This window comes from Niveispirillum sp., from assembly GCF_052437035.1.
Classification (GTDB): Bacteria; Pseudomonadota; Alphaproteobacteria; order Azospirillales; family Azospirillaceae; genus Niveispirillum.
Genome location: NZ_JBQVOH010000006.1, coordinates 294,907 through 313,875, shown reverse-complemented (window position 1 = coordinate 313,875; position 18,969 = coordinate 294,907). Strand labels below are relative to the sequence as shown.

At 62.4% G+C, this 18,969-nt stretch carries 14 protein-coding genes; 7 read left to right on the top strand and 7 right to left on the bottom strand.

What is annotated here, in order from left to right; all coding sequences use genetic code 11:
* Positions 1–464: 464 nt before the first annotated feature.
* Positions 465–2,699: a TonB-dependent receptor gene (locus ACT6Q8_RS16795; protein ID WP_444733081.1), complete on the top strand. Its 2,235-nt coding sequence runs from the start codon at positions 465–467 to the stop codon at positions 2,697–2,699.
* Positions 2,700–2,757: 58 nt separating this feature from the next.
* Here ACT6Q8_RS16795 and ACT6Q8_RS16790 read toward each other — a convergent pair whose 3' ends face one another.
* A complete protein-coding gene (locus ACT6Q8_RS16790; protein WP_444733080.1) occupies positions 2,758–4,353 on the bottom strand; it encodes an ABC transporter substrate-binding protein in 1,596 nt (531 codons plus the stop codon).
* Between the two features lie 206 nt (positions 4,354–4,559).
* Here ACT6Q8_RS16790 and rfbC point away from each other — a divergent pair, with 206 nt between their 5' ends.
* The 6 genes from rfbC (at position 4,560) to ACT6Q8_RS16760 (ending at position 9,944) form a co-directional block, all read left to right on the top strand.
* The gene (rfbC, locus tag ACT6Q8_RS16785) at positions 4,560–5,114 is read left to right on the top strand and encodes a dTDP-4-dehydrorhamnose 3,5-epimerase (RefSeq protein ID WP_054169814.1); all 555 of its coding nucleotides are present in this window, start codon (positions 4,560–4,562) and stop codon (positions 5,112–5,114) included.
* A 29-nt stretch (positions 5,115–5,143) separates the two neighbouring features.
* The gene (rfbB, locus tag ACT6Q8_RS16780) at positions 5,144–6,202 is read left to right on the top strand and encodes a dTDP-glucose 4,6-dehydratase (RefSeq protein ID WP_054169879.1); all 1,059 of its coding nucleotides are present in this window, start codon (positions 5,144–5,146) and stop codon (positions 6,200–6,202) included.
* Complete coding sequence (gene rfbA, locus ACT6Q8_RS16775) at positions 6,202–7,086, top strand: glucose-1-phosphate thymidylyltransferase RfbA (RefSeq protein ID WP_054169813.1); 885 nt, start codon at positions 6,202–6,204, stop codon at positions 7,084–7,086. Before rfbB ends, rfbA begins: the two co-directional genes overlap by 1 nt.
* Before the next feature lie 5 nt (positions 7,087–7,091).
* A complete protein-coding gene (gene rfbD / locus ACT6Q8_RS16770) occupies positions 7,092–7,970 on the top strand; it encodes a dTDP-4-dehydrorhamnose reductase (protein ID WP_444733079.1) in 879 nt (292 codons plus the stop codon).
* 199 nt (positions 7,971–8,169) lie between these two features.
* Positions 8,170–8,568 carry a DUF983 domain-containing protein gene (locus tag ACT6Q8_RS16765; RefSeq protein WP_054169812.1) on the top strand — a complete coding sequence of 133 codons (399 nt, stop codon included), beginning with the start codon at positions 8,170–8,172 and terminating at the stop codon, positions 8,566–8,568.
* Complete coding sequence (locus ACT6Q8_RS16760; RefSeq protein WP_444733078.1) at positions 8,568–9,944, top strand: aminotransferase-like domain-containing protein; 1,377 nt, start codon at positions 8,568–8,570, stop codon at positions 9,942–9,944. The genes ACT6Q8_RS16765 and ACT6Q8_RS16760 overlap by 1 nt, the downstream gene beginning before the upstream one ends.
* A 3-nt stretch (positions 9,945–9,947) precedes the next feature.
* Here ACT6Q8_RS16760 and ACT6Q8_RS16755 read toward each other — a convergent pair whose 3' ends face one another.
* The 6 genes from ACT6Q8_RS16755 to ACT6Q8_RS16730 form a co-directional block, all read right to left on the bottom strand.
* Positions 9,948–10,268, bottom strand: coding sequence for a BrnA antitoxin family protein (locus ACT6Q8_RS16755; protein ID WP_444733077.1), 321 nt, complete (start codon positions 10,266–10,268; stop codon positions 9,948–9,950).
* The gene (locus tag ACT6Q8_RS16750; protein WP_444733076.1) at positions 10,213–10,506 is read right to left on the bottom strand and encodes a BrnT family toxin; all 294 of its coding nucleotides are present in this window, start codon (positions 10,504–10,506) and stop codon (positions 10,213–10,215) included. The genes ACT6Q8_RS16755 and ACT6Q8_RS16750 overlap by 56 nt, the downstream gene beginning before the upstream one ends.
* A gap of 110 nt (positions 10,507–10,616) precedes the next feature.
* Positions 10,617–12,428 carry an alpha-amylase family glycosyl hydrolase gene (locus ACT6Q8_RS16745; protein ID WP_444733075.1) on the bottom strand — a complete coding sequence of 604 codons (1,812 nt, stop codon included), beginning with the start codon at positions 12,426–12,428 and terminating at the stop codon, positions 10,617–10,619.
* Between the two features lie 311 nt (positions 12,429–12,739).
* Complete coding sequence (locus ACT6Q8_RS16740; protein ID WP_444733074.1) at positions 12,740–14,245, bottom strand: tryptophan halogenase family protein; 1,506 nt, start codon at positions 14,243–14,245, stop codon at positions 12,740–12,742.
* A gap of 78 nt (positions 14,246–14,323) precedes the next feature.
* Entirely contained in the window at positions 14,324–15,367 is a 1,044-nt protein-coding gene (locus tag ACT6Q8_RS16735) for an EAL domain-containing protein (RefSeq protein ID WP_054169806.1), read from the bottom strand.
* A gap of 138 nt (positions 15,368–15,505) precedes the next feature.
* Positions 15,506–18,355 carry a TonB-dependent receptor gene (locus ACT6Q8_RS16730; protein ID WP_444739405.1) on the bottom strand — a complete coding sequence of 950 codons (2,850 nt, stop codon included), beginning with the start codon at positions 18,353–18,355 and terminating at the stop codon, positions 15,506–15,508.
* Positions 18,356–18,969 lie beyond the last annotated feature (614 nt).

Sequence of the window (18,969 nt, the reverse complement as noted above, 5' to 3'; positions counted from 1 at the left end):
TCGGAGGCGCGTTGATCCGCGTCTTGGAACATTCAGCCTATATCAGCGCTGTCATTCGAAAGAAACTGATTTGAGGCGGGGTTTCCATAAAGGCACGGATGCTGGATTCCGACCCGCCCCGCACCTATTGCCGCGGGAAGTTTGCTGCGCCGCGATATGCGGAAATAACATGTCATGGAACTGTCATATTTCATTCGTTACTTACCAGCCTGTGCCATAACTGCATCACCGTCATGGTAACGTCACAGTTACGCAGCGCACGATCTTGATCAGCGCCCACCAGCACTTCATGTTGTAACGCAGCAAACGATTGATAAACCCGGCCGGGGTGACCCGGGCGGGTATTTCTGTGCGCAAATACGATGATCGCCCCTCTTGCATGAACGAAGGGGCGGCGTTTCGGACCAGGAATCGACGCCGGCGCCATGACCGCCGCAATCAGGCTCTGAAGGGGGCATTCCATAATGCGTAAAGGCAATCCGTCTCATCTTCGTCTGCTGGCCGGTGCCGCCAGCCTGCTGGCCCTGTCCGCCGCGGCGCCCGTGGCCAGCGCCCAGGCCGTGCTGGACGAGATCATCGTCACCGCCACCAAGCGCGCCGAGAACCAGCAGCAGGTTCCCGTGTCGGTCGGCACGATCAGCGATGACAAGCTGAATTCCGTCATGTCCGGCGGTGTCGACCTGCTGGCCCTGTCGGCCCAGGTTCCCAGCCTGTATGCCGAATCGACCTTTGCCCGCACCTTCCCGCGCTTTTACATCCGCGGCCTGGGCAACAGCGATTTCGACCTGAACTCGACCCAGCCCGTCGGTCTGGTGATCGACGAGGTGGTGCAGGAAAACCCGCTGCTGCGCGGCTTCCCCATCTTCGATACCGAGCGGGTGGAAGTGCTGCGCGGGCCGCAGGGCACGCTGTTCGGCCGTAACACGCCGGCGGGTACCATCAGCTTCGTCTCCAAGAAGCCGACCCAGGAGACCGAGGGCTATCTGTCCGCCTCCTATGGCCGTAAGAACACCATTGGTGCTGAAGGCGCCATCGGTGGCGCGCTGATCGATGGCGTTCTGTCGGCCCGCCTGTCCATGAAATATGACCGCAAGGACAATTTCATCGACAACACCTTCACGGGTGAGAAGGACGCCATCGGCGGCTTCTCCGAGACGGCAGCCCGCCTGCAGCTGATGTATGAAAAGGGCCCGCTGACGGCTTTGTTCAACGCCCATGCGCGTGACCTGGACGGCTCGGCCCGCGTGTTTGTGGCCAATGCCATCACCAAGGGCAACAACAACCTGTCCTCCACCTTCTCGCGCAACAGCGTCTACCAGAACGGCCAGAACGATCTGGACGTGTCCAGCCAGGGCGGCAGCCTGAAGCTGGAATATGATCTCGATGGCCTGCTGCTGACCTCCATCACCGGCTATGAGACGGCGGACGTCTATACGCGCGGCGATATCGATGGCGGTGTCGCGGGTCGCGGCCCCGGCTTTATCCCGTTCGACAGCGAAACGGCGGACGCCCTGCCCGACCATGCACAGTGGACGCAGGAACTGCGCCTGTCGAACGCCGATGGCGAGCGCCTCCGCTGGCAGACCGGCCTGTTCTATTTTAACGAGGACGTGACGGCCTATGGCTATGCCTATGGCAACGCGTCCGACCCGCGCAACATCTTCGTCTTCACCGACAGCCGGCAGGAAACCAAGACCTGGGCGGTGTTCGGCCAGGCCTCCTACGACCTGACGGAACAGGTCGTTCTGACGGGTGGCGTGCGCTATAACGACGAAGAGAAGGACTTCTCCGTCGTCCGCACCATGCCGGGCGTACCGGGTTCCACCCGTGGCAATGCCAGCCTGTCCGATGGTCAGGTGACCTGGGACGTCGCCCTGACCTATAAGGCGACGGACGACATCAATCTGTTCACCCGCGTGGCCAACGGCTATCGCGCCCCGTCGATCCAGAGCCGTCCGCTGTTCTATTTCGGCCCGGACATCAACCGCGACGCCCTGTCCATCGCCAAGGCCGAGACGCTGATGTCCTATGAGGCTGGCATCAAGTCGAACCTGTGGGAACGCAAGGCTCGTCTGAACGTCACTGCCTTCTATACCGACATCAACAATCAGCAGTTCACGGCTGTTGGCGGTACGTCGAACAACAACACGCTGATCAATGCCGATGGCGGCGAAGGCTATGGTTTCGAAGCGGAGCTGGAACTGCTGCCGACCGAGAACCTGCTGCTGACGGGCGGCCTCTCCTATAACCACACGGAAATCCAGGACAAGACCCTGCGTATTCCCGTCTGCGGCGGCGGCTGCACAGTCACCGACCCCACTGTGGTGAACCCTGTACTGGGCACATTGGCAGTGTTGGATGGCAATTCCTTCCCCAACGCGCCTAAGTGGATCCTGTCCGCCACGGCCCGTTACGGCATCCCGGTGTCGACCGGCGAGGTCTATGTCTTCACCGACTGGAACTACCGCTCCAAGGTCAATTTCTTCCTGTACACGTCGAAGGAATTTTATTCCGACAGCAAACTGGAAGGCGGCCTGAAGGTCGGTTATGTGTCGGATGATGAGAAGTTCGGGGTGGCCGTGTTCGGTCGCAACATCACGAACGAGAAGTCGCTGGAAGGCGCCATCGACTTCAACAATCTGACCGGCATCGTGAACGAGGCGCCCTTCTACGGCGTTGAAATCACGTCCAAGTTCTGATCCCGGAAGGGTTGGGACGAAAAGGCCGCGCCGGGCAACCGGCGCGGCCTTTTCTCATTCAGGGCTGTTTCAGCCCTACCCCATAGAAATCCAGCCGGGTGGATGGTGAGGCGCGGAAATCCACGACTTCCGGGCGTATGGCGACATAGACATGCGGGTTGGCCATGGGCAGCCAGGGCATCACCTTGCGGAAGACGGCCTGCGCCTGGATATAGTAGCCGCGCCGCACCGCCTGATCGCTGGTGCGGCGGGCCGCGTTGATTAGCCGATCCATTTCCGGATCGCACCAGCGGGCTAAGTTGCCATTGCCTGGCTTTGCCGCCTCGCAGGACAGAAGGTCGGACATGAACCGGTCCACCTCGTCATTAGACCATCCATATTGAGCCATCGGTGCCTCACCGAAACGAACCCGGCGGACATACTCGCCCCATTCATAGGTGACGATCTTCGCCTTGATCCCCACCTTGGCCAAATCGGCCTGGATCATCTCCGCAATGCGGCGGGGTGCGGGGTTGTAGGGGCGGACCACGGGCATGGTCCACAGCTCCGTCTCAAACCCGTCCTTTAAGCCGGCCTCGGCCAGCAACGTCTTAGCCTTGGCCGGGTCATGGGGCAGGTCCTGAACGCTGTCATCATGGGCCCAATGGCCAATGGGGATGGGCGTGGTGGCGGCCCTGGCCGTGCCCATATAGGCCTGATCCAGGATGGCCTTCTTATCGATGGCCAGATTGATGGCCATGCGCACACGCAGATCGTCGAACGGCTTCTTCGCCATGTTCATGGCGACATAGCCGACCGACATGGCATCCACCCCTACAATCCGTACATCCTTGTCCTGGCGCATGCGGTCCAGGTCGGCGGGGTTGGGATAGGTCATGGTATGGCACTCGCCAGCCTTCAGCTTGGCATAGCGGACGGTGGCGTCAGGCGCGATGACGAAGACCAGTTGGGCGAGCGGCGGGGAGCCGCGCCAATAGTCCTTGTTGGCGCGCATCCGCACCTCAGTATCCAGCAGGTGCCGGACCAATTGGAACGGTCCCGTACCGATCGGCTCCAGATCGACCTTCTCTGGCATTCCGGCTTTCAGCATGGCATCGGCATATTCGGCCGACTGGATCGACATGGCCTGACTGGTCAGGGCGCGAAGCAGGCCGGCATCCGGCTCCTTCAGGCGGAAACGCACCTTGTAGGGTTCCAGCTTCTCCACCGCCACAAGGTTGGTGGACAGGCCCAGATTATGGAAAGGCGCGTAGACCTTACCGCCCGAAACAGCATTATAGGGATGGTTCTTGTCCATCTGCCGGGCAAAGGTGAAGATGACATCGTCGGCGTTGAAATCACGGGTCGGGGTGAACAGCTTGGATCGGTGCCATTTCACGCCCTGACGCAGGGTGAAGATCACCGTCCGCCCCTCATCCGCCAGTTCCCAGCCCGTGGCCAGCTGCGGCTCCAGGTCCAGGGAGCCGCGCTGCACATTCACCAGCTTTTCATAGAGTTGCTGCGCGATGTCGTAGGAATTGCCCGAGGTGGAATATTGCGGGTTCAGGCTGTCAGGGGCGGCTTCGGCGCAATGAACCAGGGTCTGGGCCTGTCCGGGCACCCCCGCCAGCGTCAGTACCCCACCCAAAAGCAGCCAAGACAGAACCCGCATCATTGCCCCCGTCAAAAACTGGCCCTCAGGGGATCATGGAGGGGGCTTGGGCGCAAGCCGCTTGGCGGCCCCGCCCCCGTTACCATTGCCTGATAACGGTGAAACGTGCATAAGGAACCCGTCCCGAACCGTGCCCTGGGGCGAAGGGGCGGTCGTGATGGCTCTGTTATTCTGAACCCCTTGTCTTTCCCTTCGCCGGATCCGATCCCATGCAAGTCACCCGCTTCGATATTGACGGCCTCGCATTGCTGAAGCCGGCGCGCTTCGGCGACCATCGCGGCTATTTCGCCGAAACCTACAGCCGCCGCCGCTTCAAGGAGCTGGTGGGTGCGGATGTGGAGTTTGTGCAGGACAATCATTCCCTGTCGCGCGATGTCGGTACCCTGCGTGGCCTGCATTTTCAGCGCCCGCCGACGGCGCAGGGCAAGCTGGTACGGGTGGTTGCGGGTGCGGTTCTGGATGTGGCCGTCGATATGCGCCATGGTTCCGCCACCTTCGGACGGCATGTGGCTGTGGAGCTGACCGCCGAGGGTGGGGAGCAGTTCTGGATACCCGCCGGCTTCGCGCATGCCTTCTGCACGCTGCGGCCGGATACGGAGTTCGTGTACAAGGTGACCGACTATTACAGCCCGACCGATGATGGCGGCATCATCTGGAACGATCCCGATCTGGGCATCGAATGGCCGTTTCCGGCGGAAAAGCTGATCTTGTCCGATAAGGACATGAAGCTGCCGCGTCTGGCCGATCTGCCGCCGATTTTCTGAACCGACGATCCGAGAGCCCTGGAATGACCATGCTTTCCCCCAAACTGATCCTCGTTACCGGGGGCGCCGGCTTCATCGGTTCCGCCTTCATCCGCTATGTGGTGGGCGAGAAGGGTTGCGCCGTCGTCAATATCGACAAGCTGACCTATGCCGCGAACCTTGAGAATGTGAAGTCGGCCAAGGACAGCCCGCTTTACCATTTCGAAAAGGCGGATATCTGCGATCGTTCCGCGATCGATGCGATTTTCGCGAAGTATCAGCCCGACGCCATCGTGCATCTGGCCGCCGAAAGCCATGTCGACCGTTCCATCGACGGTCCCGACGCCTTCATCCAGACCAATGTCGTGGGTACGGGCGTGCTGCTGTCGGCAGCGCGCGATTACTGGCAGTGTCTGAACGGGCAGAAGAAGGCGGATTTCCGCTTCCACCATGTCTCCACGGACGAGGTGTTCGGGTCGCTGGGCGATGAAGGTTTCTTCACCGAGACCACGCCCTATGCCCCCCGCTCGCCCTATTCGGCGTCCAAGGCATCCAGCGACCATCTGGTCGATGCCTGGCACCATACTTATGGGCTGCCCGTCGTTCTGACCAATTGTTCCAACAATTACGGGCCCTTCCACTTCCCGGAAAAGCTGATCCCGCTGGTCATCCTGAACGCGCTGGAGCGCCGTCCCCTGCCCGTCTATGGCAAGGGCGACAATGTCCGCGACTGGCTGTTCGTGGAAGACCATGCCAGCGCCCTGTGGGAGGTGCTGACGCGCGGTCCTGTGGGTGAGCGGTTCAATATCGGCGGCAATAACGAGAAGACCAACCTGGAGGTCGTGGAGCGTATCTGCGACATCCTGGACAGTCTGCGCCCCGATGGGACCCCGCGCCGTGACCTGATCACGTTCGTGAAGGACCGTCCCGGCCACGACCACCGCTATGCCATCGATGCCACCAAGATCCGCACGGACCTTGGCTGGGAGCCGAAGGAAAGCTTCGAGACGGGTCTGGAAAAGACGGTGCGCTGGTATCTGGATAATGAATGGTGGTGGGGCCCGTTGCGGGAAGAGGCCCACAAGCGCCGGGGCGAGGGGAAAAAATAATGGCCAAGCGTAAAGGCATCATTCTGGCAGGCGGGTCCGGGACAAGACTGTACCCCATCACAATGGGCGTGTCGAAGCAGCTGCTTCCCGTCTATGACAAGCCCATGATTTATTACCCCCTGTCGGCCCTGATGCTGGCAGGCATTACCGACATTCTGGTGATCAGCACCCCACATGACCTGCCGCAGTTCAGCCATCTGCTGGGCGATGGCAGCCAGTGGGGCCTGAACCTGTCCTATGCGGTGCAGCCCAGCCCCGATGGGCTGGCCCAGGCTTTCATCATCGGGCGGGGCTTTGTCGGCAATGATCCGGCAGCACTAGTGCTGGGCGATAACATTTTCTACGGCGACGGGTTTGAGGCCTTGCTGGCCAATGCCGATAGCCGGGATAGCGGCGCCACAGTATTCGCCTATCACGTTAACGACCCGGAACGATATGGCGTGGTAAGCTTCGATGCCACGGGCAATGCCCTGACCATCGAGGAAAAACCCAAGGCGCCCAAGTCGAACTATGCCGTTACAGGCTTGTATTTCTACGATAATTCGGTCGTGGACATCGCTGCGACCATCAAGCCGTCGCCGCGCGGTGAGCTGGAAATCACCGACGTCAACAATGTCTACCTGCAGCAGGGCAAGCTGATGGTGGAACGGATGGGCCGGGGCTATGCCTGGCTGGATACCGGGACCCATGACAGCCTGGTCGAGGCCACGCACTTTGTGCAGACGGTGGAAAAGCGCCAGGGCCTGAAAATCTGCTGTCCGGAAGAGATCGCATATCGGCGCGGATGGATCGGGGCGGAGCAGGTGGAAAAGCTGGCCAAGCCCATGATGAAGAATGAGTACGGGCAGTATCTGATAAAGATCCTGCGCGAGGCAGGGGCTTGATTTTCATGCATATTCTGGTGTTTGGCCGGGGTGGGCAGCTGGCGCTTGCCATGCAGGATCAGGGCACGAAGGCGGGTCATCGGGTGACCTGCCTGGGCCGTGAAAGCCTGTCCATTGCCGATGAGGTAGCGGTGGCCGGTGCCATTGCGGCGCACAAGCCGGACCTGATCGTCAATGCCGCGGCCTATACCGCCGTAGACAAGGCAGAAAGTGAGCCGGATCAAGCCTTTGCAGTCAATCGCGACGGCACCCGTCATATCGCGGCGGCAGCCAAACAGGCCGACATCCCCTTCATCCATGTCTCCACCGACTATGTGTTCGAAGGCGGCGGCGACCGGCCCTGGCGCGAGGATGACGCCACCGGACCGTTGGGAGTGTATGGAGCCTCCAAGCTGGCGGGCGAACTTGCAATTGCAGAACTGGGCATGGCGCGCAATGCCACATTGCGGACCAGCTGGGTTTTCAGCCCCTATGGTGCCAATTTCGTGCGGACCATGCTGCGTCTGGGTGCCGACCGTCCGGAATTGCGGGTGGTGGCGGACCAGCGGGGGCGGCCCACGGCAGCCCATGATATCGCCGATGCCATCCTGTTGATGGCACCATTCGTGGCCGATGGCAGCGCCCATGGCATCTATCATTTCGGGGGTACGGAGCCCACGAGCTGGCACGCATTTGCCGAAGCGGTGTTCGCCAGTGCGGCCCGCCATGGCCGACCCGTGCCGGTGGTGAAACCCATTTCGACAAAGGAATATCCCACACCAGCCAAGCGTCCGGCCAATTCCGTGCTGGATTGCAGCCGCTATCTGGCGCTGCCGGGTGCGGTCCTACCGGACTGGCATATCGGCCTGGATAAGGCGGTGGATGCGTTGGTGGCCGCTGGCTGAGGTTGCGTGTCAGGGCTTGGGGCTTTGCCCCCCAACCTGACCTACGGTGCGTGTTTGGACCCCGGTTCCGCGAGGAGCCGGGGTTTTTCTTTGGCCTGCGACAAGCTGACATGGGACTCATGGGCATCGCAGGCGTATGGATAGTGAAGACACCATACAATTCACATTGTATGGCCATACAATGTGGAGGTGCCGGATCATGGCCACCCATAAGAAAATCGACTTTTCCACCACACCATTCGGGCTGGGCATCAGGGGGTTGTGCCCGCATTGCCGGCAGGGAAGAATCTTCGCGGGCTATCTGGCGCTGGCCAAGAATTGTTCGCAATGCGGGTTGGACCTGTCCTTTGCCGATCCGGCGGACGGGCCGGCGTTCTTCACCATGTCGATTGTCAGTTTCCCGCTGACGGGATTTGCGGTGTGGCAGGAACTGGCATTCCAGGCGCCCTATTGGGTGCATCTGTTCACCACCCTCCCCGTATCGATGCTGTCGGTGATGGCCTTGCTGCGGCCATTGAAGGGCTGGCTGGTCTGTGCCCAGTATATGAACAAGGCGGAACAGGGGCGGCTGGATGAAGATGGGGATGGGCAGGGCTGATGGCTGACTGGGTTCCGCCGACGCTGCCGCCGGGCGGGGCGCTGTACCGCGCCATTGCCGATGCCATCGCCATGGATATCGCGTCTGGCGCCCTGACACCGGGCATGCGCCTGCCGCCGCACCGCAAGCTGGCCGATGCCCTGGGCGTGGACCTGACCACCGTGACGCGCGCCTATGCCGACGCGCGGGCGCGGGGGCTGGTGGAAGCGGTGGTGGGGCGCGGGACATATGTTGCCGATGCCGTGAACCCGCAGCGCACCAAGGTGGAGTTGGACCTGTCCATGAACCTGCCGCCGCAGCCGACCAGCGCCAATCTGGCGCTGCGGCTGGGCCGGGCCATGGCGGGGCTGACGCGGCGGCCCGACCTGTCCAGCCTGCTGAATTACCAGCCCAGCGGCGGCGGCGATGGCGACCGGCGGGCGGGGGCGAAATGGCTGTCGGCCCGCATCCCCGATCTGGATGCCGGCAGGGTGCTGGTGACGGGCGGTGCGCAGGCCTGTCTGTCGGCCCTGCTGACCCTGCTGGGCGGGTGGAGCGCCGATGTGATGACGGACCCGTTCACCTATACCGGGTTCCGCATGGCGACGCAACTGCGCGGCCTGTATGTGACGCCGATCCAGACCGATAGCATGGGTATCGTGCCCGAAGCGTTGAGCACGGTGGCGCGCAATGCCGAGGCGAAGATCGTCTATCTGATCCCCACCATCCATAACCCGACCTGCACCACCATGCCGCTGGAGCGGCGCCAGGCCATCGTGAAGGTGGCACGCGATCTGAACCTGACCCTGATCGAGGATGACGCCTATGGCATGCTGGCCGATCCCGGCCCGCCGCCGCTGGCGGCCTTGGCGCCCGAACGGGTCTGGCATATTTCCAGCCTGTCAAAATGCCTGACACCGGGCCTGCGCGTTGCCTATCTGGTGGCCCCATTGGGGGCCGATATCCCGGCGGTGCGGGCCCATCTGCGCGCCACGGCCCAGATGGCCCCACCCTTATCGGTGGCGGTCGCGACGGGGTGGATCGAGGATGGGACCGCGCAGGAGATCCTGGCCGCGATCCGGCAGGAGGCGGAAGAGCGGCAGGCGATTGCCCGGCGCGAACTGCCCGTCGGGTCGATGGTGGCGCACGCCCAAGGCCACCATGCCTGGGTCACCCTGCCCCCCTATTGGACCGACCGCGCCTTTGCCGAGGCGGCGCGCAAGATGGGGGCGGCGGTCATCCCCGGTGCCGCCTTCGCCATGGCCCCGGAACCACCGCCCAGATATGTGCGGGTGGGGCTGGGTGCGGCACCGGACCAGCAGGCGCTGACGGTGGCGCTGCGGCGGCTGGCGGCGCTGATGCGCAATGGGCCGGTGGCGGAGGAAGAGGTGGTTTAGCGGCTAACTGCCCGTGCGGCGGTTGGCACGTTCGTGATCAACAAAGGCGCGCAGGACCTGATTGATCCGCGTCTGGTAGCCCTTCCCATGATCCTTGAAGAAGCTGACAATATCGCGGTCAAGCCGGATGGTGACGGGAACTTTGGTATCCGGGTCCACCAGTTGCGCATGAGCCAGCCAGGCATTGTCAAGCATGGGGGCGGCATCGGGATCGGCATCGATTCCCGCCTGGATATCGTCATCGGTCAGCGCATCGACGCGCGACCAGTCAACCTTCGGGCGGCGATCGCCGAGCGAGCGCCGCGTGGTACGTTCGCTGCTCATGGTCATTGGCCTTTCTTGCCGAAATGATGCGCCTTACATCGGCCCGGTCCGTGTAGACGACCACGAGGACGCGGCCATCCAGGATACCGAGCGCGATGATACGGGTCTCTCCGTAGTCCTTGCGGGTGTCTGGAAATTCCAGGGTCGGAGCCGCGAAGACATAAATGGCATCTTCGAAGTCGATCCCGTGTTTCTCCATATTTATCAGAGCCTTAGAAGGGTCCCACTCGAACTGCATCGCGTTCGCTCCTCTGGCGTTACCCTCCCAAACATCGATTTTTATCTACAGTTGATATCGAGGTTAGCAGCGTACGTACATTTTGTAAACACAAAATGTACTCTATCCCCTCACCCCTTCCGGCAGACAATGTAATCCAGCGCCGGGACGGTGACGCTGTAGGCCGTCCCCTGCCCGGTCGCGCAGGTGCCATGCAGGGCGGTCCAGGTAGTGCCCGGCCCTTCAGTGTCGAGGTTCAGGGAGCGGGGTTTGGTGTCGGTGTTGGCGACGATGAGGAATTGTTCGCCGCGCGCGTCGTCGATGCGGGAAAAGGCCAGGAGGCCGGGACCCTTGCGTTCGAAATAGCGCATGACCGTACGGCCCTGACGCAGGCCGGGATGGGCCTGGCGGATGGCGGCCATGCTGGCGAAGGCGCGGTAGAGGCTGTGGCTGGGCTGGAAGGAGTCGCCGGTGCGGGGGCCGATGGTGCCCAGGCGTTCTTCGGTGTTGAACTGCTTCGAGGCGCTGGCGAACATCGGCTGGCGCGAGGCCTTGTCATCGGCCAGACCCACAAAGCCCTGTTCATCGCCGTAATAGAGGGTCGGCACGCCGCGTGAGAGGAACATCAGGGCGTGGCCCAGCGCCACGCGGGCCTGCAGCTCCTCGGCCTTCATCTTCGGATTGGCCTTGCGGATCTTGAAGGCGAGACGCCCCTGATCATGGTTGGAGATGAAGGTGGCCAGTTGGCGGGCCGTGTCGTCGCCGGCGGGGTAGAGCCGGTCGGCGCGGAACAGGCCGTCCCAGAGGTCGAGGTCGGCGCCCATGCCCAGCGTGTCCCGCGCCGCCACGGCCAGACCGAAATCCAGGACCGAGGGCAGGCCCAGGATATCGGTATAGGCGGCGAGGTCCGCCGGCTTTTCATTGGCCACTTCGCCGAAAATGATGAAGTTGGGAATGCCCTGGGCCTTGGCGAAGGCCGTGATCTCCGGCACGAAACGATGCCAGAATTCGGGGTTCACGTGCTTGGCGGTGTCGAGGCGATAGCCGTCGATGCCGTATTCCTTGATCCAGTGCTTATAGATATCGATCATCCCGTCCACGACGGCGGGCTGTTCGGTGTAGAGATCGTCGAGGCGGGAGAAGTCGCCGAAAATGCTGTCCTCCCCGCTGAAATGGCTGTCGCCGCGATTATGGTAATGGCGCGGGTCATTCATCCAGGCGGGGTTCTTTACCGTCGCTTCGCCTGCCGGGACGTAAGGCGTGTAGGCGTAGTTGATGTCGGTCAGGGCGGCGTAGTTGGGCACCGTCTGATGGGCCGCGCCGTCGCCCAGGAAGCCCGGATTGATGGCAGCGCCATCCGACGCGCGGCGGGTGGTTGGATAGTCGCCCTTGGACCGGTAGGGGCAGGGTTTCGACATGCTGGTGGGGTCGCATTCCCGGAACTGGATCACGTCGCCCGTATGGTTCACCACGATATCCATGATGACCTTGATGTTGCGGGCATGGGCCGCGTCGACAAAGGCCTTGAAGGCGGCATTGCCGCCCAGATGCGGATCGACATTCAGGAAATCCAGGCCCCAATAGCCGTGGTAACCTGCTGACAGGCCGCCATCATATTTGTGGACCACCTTGTTCACGACGGGCGGGGTGACCCAGATGGCGGTGACGCCCAGGCCCTGGATATAGTCCAGCTTCTGCACCAGACCCTGGAAATCCCCGCCATGGAACATGCCGATATCGGTGGGATCATAACCTGTTTGTTCCGGCCCGCCGGTCAGGCCGCCCCGGTCGTTGGACGTGTCGCCATTGGCCATGCGGTCGGTGACCACGAAATAGACCACATCATCGGCAAAGGGCCGGTCGCGATAGGAGGCGAGGTCCCCCGCCGCCGCAGGGGCGGCCAGGGCCAGCAGGGTGGCGGCGGTCGTCAGCAGGCGGGACATGGCTGGGGCCTTTCGGTTTGGCGGGTGGTGGGGCGGGCGTGGGCGGCTGGGGGACGTGGTTCCCTCACCCTCCCAAGCCCTGGAGGGCTTGGGCCCCTCCCTCTCCCACTTTCGTGGGCGAGGGGAGAAAATTTGCCCCTCGCCCGTTGGCATCAGCCAAGGGGAGGGTGAGGGAGCGACGCTAACTCTATCTCCCCCCGGAAAAGTCCGGCCGGCGGGGCGCCCCGCCGGCCGCAGTTTCCCTTGAGGGAGCAAGAACCCGGTCAACGTGACCGGGACGGCCCGGCGGATGGGAACCGCCGGGTTTGGTGTCAGGAGGGGCGGGCGGCGCAATGGCGGGCGATGAAGTCGGCATGGGTCGGCAGGGCCGCCATCTCATGTCCGATCATCGCCTTGATCTCGCCGAGGAATTCCTTCAGTTCCGCCTCGCTCAACTGATCGGCCAGCGGATGCCAGCTGCGCGGGATCACGCCCTGGCCTAAGAAGACCTGAATCCAGCTGACATCCAGGAACAGTTCATCGAACACGCGGGAGACGCGGCCATGGGAGGCGAAGACGCGCATGCGGCGTTCCAGCTCCTCGGGGATGTCCATCGTGCGGCAGTCGCGCCAGAAGGGGCTGTCATCGCGTTCGGTGGCCTTGTAATGCAGGATGATGAAGTCGCGGATGCGCTCATACTCGGCGCGCGCCTTCTCGTTGAAATCATCCACCTCCACCGCGTCGATGCCGTCATTGGGCAGGGCCATCAGGATGCGGGTGATGGCCGACTGCACCAGATGGATCGACGTGCTTTCCAGCGGTTCCAGGAAGCCGCTGGAAAGGCCCACGGCCACGACATTGCGGTTCCACATCTTCTTCCGCCGGCCCGCCGTGAAGCGCAGCAGGCGCGGTTCAGCCTGCGGCGTACCATCCAGATTGGCCATCAGGATGTCGCGGGCCTGTTCCTCACCCATATAGCGGCTGGCGAAGACATGGCCGTTGCCGATACGGTGCTGCAACGGGATGCGCCATTGCCAGCCGGCCGAATGCGCCGTGGAGCGGGTATAGGGCGTGAATTCGCCGCCATTGGCGCAGGGCACGGCCCAGGCGCGGTCGCACGGCAGCCAGTGGGACCAATCCTCAAACCCGGTGCCCAGCGCCTGCTCGATCAAGAGGCCCCGGAAGCCCGAGCAATCGATGAACAGGTCGCCCTCAATCTTCGTGCCATCCTCCAGCTCCACCGCCTCCACATGGCCGTTGAAGGCGTTCAGGATGGTGCGGCGGATCTTGCCCTCTGTCCGCACCACACCGCGTTCGGTGGCGAAGCGGCGCAGGAAGGCGGCATAAAGGCCGGCATCGAAATGGAAGGCATGGGTCAGCGGTTCCAGCGGCGTGCGCCGCTGCGGCCCCGGACGGCCATAGCGCAGGGCGCGGGCGGCAACCGTGTTGTAGACATATTGTTCCCAGTCCCCATCCAGCCCCAGCGCATGGGCGCGACGCCAGACATGGTGGAAATGGGTCATGCCGAGGGGTCGGCCCAGCGCCCCGAAGGCATGCATATAGCGATGGCCCTGGCGGTACCAGTCCTTGAACTCAATGCCCAGCTTGATGGTGCCGTTGGTGGCACGCAGGAACTCATCCTCGTCGATGCCCAGCACGCGGTTGAAGGTGGCAATGGGCGGGATCGTCGCCTCCCCCACCCCGACGGTGCCGATCTCCTCACTCTCAACCAGATGCAGCCTGTGGGTCTTGCCAGCCACACGGGCCAGGGCCGCCGCCGACATCCAGCCGGCCGTACCGCCACCGACGATCACGATGCTGCGAATGGGTTTGTGCATGTTGGTCTGCCCGAATGCGATGGGAATGTCAGGTTAAGGGGAAAGGAGCGGGCGGGCCAAACCAAACGCGCGTTAGCTTTACACCGGTGCGGGACGGCCCAGCAGGTAGCCCTGCAGGAAATCCACCCCGGCCTGTGTCACCCAGGCGCGTTCCGCCTCCGTCTCAATCCCTTCGGCCACGATGCGCGCCCCGGTATCGGCAGCGATGCCGATCAGATGGCGCACGATGCTCTGCTTGTAATGGTCCTGGTCGATGCCCCGGATCAGGGCCATGTCGATCTTCACATAATCCGGGCGCAACTCCTGCAGCATGTTCAGGCCTGAAAAGCCGGCCCCGATATCATCCAGCGCCACGCGGAAGCCGGATTGCCGATAGAAAGCCAGGATGCCGCGCAGATGGGCCTGATCCTTCACCTCGGTCGTTTCCGTCACCTCGAACACGATGTCCGACGGCGTCAGGCCCATGTCACGCACGAAACTGTGGGTGGTGCGCAGGCAATAGGCCGGGTCATAGATGCTGGACGGGTTGAAATTCACGAACAGTTTGGCCCCCGGCGCACGTTTTGTCGCAAAGGCCTTGATCGCTTCACGCCGGGCCGCGAGGTCCAGCGTGAACAGCAACTGCGTCTCCATCGCCACCGACAGAAGCGAACCCGCCGAGACGATATCGCCATTCCCCTCCCGCCCCCGCAGCAGAGCCTCATACCCAAAAGCCGTGCCGTCGGGACGGCAGATGGGCTGCAGCATGGAGAACAACCGGTCCTGTTCCAGCATGCCCACCAGCCATTGCCCCTTTACCGCGGCGATGAGCCAGCGCAGCGTGCGCGTGGACATATAGTCGGACAAGGCCGGCGCCTTGTCCCCGTCCAGCAGCAGGGCACGGCAATGATCCGTCTCCTCCTGTGACAGGCTGCCATTCACGTCCGTCAGGAAGGCATCCATATCGCCGCGTGTGAGGCGGATATCCAGGCAAGCCGGGTCCTCAGTATCCACCAGCCGTAGGCGGCGGCGGGTCGCGATGTCCAGCAGCTTGGAACGGGTATGGGATGTGGGCGGGGCCAGCAGCAACCGGTTGTCGGCATGGACCAGCGCCTTGATCTTCTCGCATTCAGGACAGTGCATGGGGATTCCTCCGAAATTTGGAAGGAAACTCGTTCTGGCTGCGCGATTATCAAGGTTCGCTTATGGAAAGTGTCGATCCTGTCCCTGATAGAAAAAACCCCCGCCGGCAGGAACCGGCGGGGGCAGAGGGAGACAGGATCAGAACTTGTAGGACGCACCCAGCAGATAACGGCTGCCAAACTCCTCGTACCGCTCAACCAGACGGGTATCGTTCTGGCCATAGGCCACGAACGGCTCGTTGGTCAGGTTGTAGCCCTGGAGCATGACGGTCAGACCCTGGAGCGACGAGCCCTCCTGGAACTCGTACGACACCTGGGCATCCATCACCGTCTCGCCCTTGGCCATGCGGTTGGCGCGGCCCTGGCCGAAGCCGGTGACCTCTGCCAGGAACTTGGAGCGGTGGTTGGCCGAGACACGGGCCTGGAAACCGTCCTTGTCATAATAGAACGTGCCCTGGGCCGTGTACTTGGAATAGCCGGGGATCGGCTGCGACGGCTGCGACGGGTCGGGCGTGATGCTGGTCTTGGTGTAACCGACATTGCCGGTGATACCGAAACCATCCAACCGCTCGCTGATCAGGTCGAACGGCAGGGACAAGGCGGCTTCCAGACCGTAGATATCGCCGCCATTGCCGTTCACCGGACGCTTGGCATAGCCCGTGAACAGCTTCGGCGTCAGGCCGTTGGTGGGCAGGCCGGTGAAATCATAGATGGTGGTTTCGCGGTAGATGTAGGTCTTCAGCCACTTGTAATAGCCATTCAGGGCCAGATAGCCGGCATCGGCGAAGTAGAATTCGTAGGTGGCGTCGATGGCGTCCGCGATCCAGGGCTTCAGCTTCGGATTACCGTTCTTTTCGTCATCGGCACTCCAGGGCGACATTGCGATATTGGTGCTGTTGAGCTTCGCCTCGTTGCCGCCATCGAACCCATAGGTGAACAGGGCAGACAGCTGATCCGGCCGGGCCCGCGCCATCTGGCGTGCTGCCGCCAGACGGATCTTATGATCCTCGTTCGGCAGGGTGAAGATCAGGTTCATGTTCGGCAGGAAGTTATTATACTTGATGCCGTCCGTGATGGGCTTGAAGGTCTTGTCGGGATTGATGACGGGCGCCGTGGAGCTTTGGTCGGTGCGGATATACTGCGCACCGATATTGCCGGTCAGGCGAGTGTCACCCAACTGCGCATCCAGGTCAACCTGGGCATAGCCGGTCCAGACCTTCTCGCTGATCGAGTAGGCCAGATCATTGACGCAGTTCAGGCGCGGGCACTTGACCAGCGAGTAGATATTCTGCGCCAGCAGATCACGCGGATCGAAGGCCAGGGTATCACCCAAACCGATCCAGGACAGGTCCGTCGGCTTCAGCACGGAAGCGGCGGGCACGGGGATGGAACGCTGTGCAGTCGGGTTCTGAACATTGGCCGTGGTGACGATGTACCATTCGGGCTGTTCGTAATCCTTGCTGCGATCGGTGTAGTTGGCACCAACCGTCACAGCGCTGAAAGCGTTGCTGTCGATCTCGCGCTTCACGTCGAAGCGGGCCGTGTACAGCTCGTCCTGGATATGCGGCTTGTTCAGGTAGCCGTTCTGGTCCAGCGAACCGATGGAACCACCGGACCACCCGCCCGGATCGGTCAGCTGCATCAGGTTGGGATCGGCATAGTTCAGACGCTTGGTCAGCTGCCAGCCGAAATCATTCGGCGTGGAGGTGTAGCCGACCGTGTCGGTGGCACCGACACCGTTGCGGCCCGTGCCGTAATAAGCCTCAAAACGCGAGGATTCGCGGTCAGCCGAGCTGTAGCCCAGGTCGGCGGTCACGGTCCAGGCGTCCTTGGTGTACTTGCCGTTCCAGCCGGCGGAGTACAGGTCGGCATGGGTTTCGCGGATGTCGGAACGGCCAACGCCCTTCACACCGGAGAAGGAGCCGGCGGTGACCAGACCATTTTCAACCGTCGTGGCCGTCGGCACGGCGCCCGACCAGAACAGCGGCAGTTCCACACCGCGCTGATACTGCACATCGTCGAACTTTGAATAGAAGAAGTCGAGCGAGGTGGCGAAATTGTCGGTCGGCTCGTACTGCACGGTCGCGACAACACCCGTACGCTTCAGCGTCTGGGAATTGGCGCGGAACTCACCACCGCCGATGATATAGGTCGGGGTCGTGGGGATGTTGGTCAGAACGGTCGTCCCGCGCGTAGCCTGCGGATAGTTGCCGTCGCCCCAGAAGCGGGCCGACTTGATCTGCGTCGGCTGGTTCAGGTGGGAGACGCCGATGGACAGGCCCAGCGTGTCATTGGCGAACTGATCGACATAGGTGCCGGAGAAGCGGTAGCCGATCTCCTTGCTGTCGCTGTTCAGCTTGCCGTTGGTGACATATTCGCTGCGCGCCGAGACGGCGACCACGCGCTCCTTGTAATCCAGCGGACGGATGGTCTTCAGATCGACGGTACCGGCAAGGCCCTGGCCGACGACGCTGGCCTGGGAGGTCTTGTAGACGGCGACGCCCGACGAGATTTCGGCGGGGTACTGGTCGAACTCCACACCACGGTTATTGCCCGTGGAAACCTGCTCGCGGCCATTCAGCAGCGTGGCGGTGAAGTCGGGGCCGAGACCGCGGAGCGAGATGACCGACGCACGGCCATCGACACGCTGGGCCGCCAGACCGGGCAGGCGGGCGATCGATTCCGCGATGGAGTTGTCGGGCAGCTTGCCGATATCTTCGGCGGTGATCACTTCCACGATCTGCGTGGCGTTGCGCTTCTGCTCGATCGAGGCCTGGATCGACTGGCGGAAGCCGGAGACGATGATCTCTTCCAGCATGCCGTCGCCAGCAGCGGGAGCGGCGGCGGCCGGGGCGGCCTGGGCCACCTGGGTCTCGCTGCGCTGGGTCACGATGCTGTCATCGGCGGCGAACGCGGCGCCGGCCGTCAGCATGGCAGTGCCGGCAACCGTCGCCAGCAACGCGAAACGCATTGGATGAACCTTGGACATTCCTCTCACTCCCCATCGACTAAGCGTCACCGACGCCATTGTTCTTTGTTGACCCCGTTCGGGGCGCAGTTCCTGACCGCGAGCGACTTTCGTCCGAACCGGGCATACGGCTCCCATGACCCGCCACTTTACGCAGCGGGAATGCCGGGACCCTGTCCGAACACGCAACAACCCTGACAAGCGGACGCGACGACTAACCTCACCCGCAACAGGCCTTGATCTTTATTGGATGCCGCAGGGCCGCCCTTGATTATTCGGCTGGCAAAGAATTCGGGTGCCTTTTTCTTATGCAGGCACCTTTTCCTCCCGTCGGCACCGACAAAGGGGCCCGTAAGGTCCCAATTGTTCCGGCCATGTCGCATTTCGAATTTAGTTATAAACCCCGAAAACGGTGAGCGCGAAAATACGTATGCATAAGCTTGCTGCGTTGCGACGCATACGTATTCACCTGCTCCATTGTCATTAGCGGGTGATGGGGCGCACTGTGGGGGCTGTTTTCGGCTGACCGGAAATAGCGCCGCCGGCGACTGAGGAAAGCGAAATCGCCCGTGATGGGGGCAGCCGGGGCGGAATTCAGGGGTCCGCCCGCATTTCAAACTGGCATGCGCGCGGCC

What these genes read in the sequence shown, in the direction of transcription:
- ACT6Q8_RS16795 (WP_444733081.1), top strand. Translation starts at nt 465, where the DNA reads ATGCGTAAAGGCAATCCGTCTCATCTTCGTCTGCTGGCCGGTGCCGCC.
- ACT6Q8_RS16790 (WP_444733080.1), bottom strand. Translation starts at nt 4,353, where the DNA reads ATGATGCGGGTTCTGTCTTGGCTGCTTTTGGGTGGGGTACTGACGCTG.
- rfbC (WP_054169814.1), top strand. Translation starts at nt 4,560, where the DNA reads ATGCAAGTCACCCGCTTCGATATTGACGGCCTCGCATTGCTGAAGCCG.
- rfbB (WP_054169879.1), top strand. Translation starts at nt 5,144, where the DNA reads ATGCTTTCCCCCAAACTGATCCTCGTTACCGGGGGCGCCGGCTTCATC.
- rfbA (WP_054169813.1), top strand. Translation starts at nt 6,202, where the DNA reads ATGGCCAAGCGTAAAGGCATCATTCTGGCAGGCGGGTCCGGGACAAGA.
- rfbD (WP_444733079.1), top strand. Translation starts at nt 7,092, where the DNA reads ATGCATATTCTGGTGTTTGGCCGGGGTGGGCAGCTGGCGCTTGCCATG.
- ACT6Q8_RS16765 (WP_054169812.1), top strand. Translation starts at nt 8,170, where the DNA reads ATGGCCACCCATAAGAAAATCGACTTTTCCACCACACCATTCGGGCTG.
- ACT6Q8_RS16760 (WP_444733078.1), top strand. Translation starts at nt 8,568, where the DNA reads ATGGCTGACTGGGTTCCGCCGACGCTGCCGCCGGGCGGGGCGCTGTAC.
- ACT6Q8_RS16755 (WP_444733077.1), bottom strand. Translation starts at nt 10,268, where the DNA reads ATGAGCAGCGAACGTACCACGCGGCGCTCGCTCGGCGATCGCCGCCCG.
- ACT6Q8_RS16750 (WP_444733076.1), bottom strand. Translation starts at nt 10,506, where the DNA reads ATGCAGTTCGAGTGGGACCCTTCTAAGGCTCTGATAAATATGGAGAAA.
- ACT6Q8_RS16745 (WP_444733075.1), bottom strand. Translation starts at nt 12,428, where the DNA reads ATGTCCCGCCTGCTGACGACCGCCGCCACCCTGCTGGCCCTGGCCGCC.
- ACT6Q8_RS16740 (WP_444733074.1), bottom strand. Translation starts at nt 14,245, where the DNA reads ATGCACAAACCCATTCGCAGCATCGTGATCGTCGGTGGCGGTACGGCC.
- ACT6Q8_RS16735 (WP_054169806.1), bottom strand. Translation starts at nt 15,367, where the DNA reads ATGCACTGTCCTGAATGCGAGAAGATCAAGGCGCTGGTCCATGCCGAC.
- ACT6Q8_RS16730 (WP_444739405.1), bottom strand. Translation starts at nt 18,355, where the DNA reads ATGTCCAAGGTTCATCCAATGCGTTTCGCGTTGCTGGCGACGGTTGCC.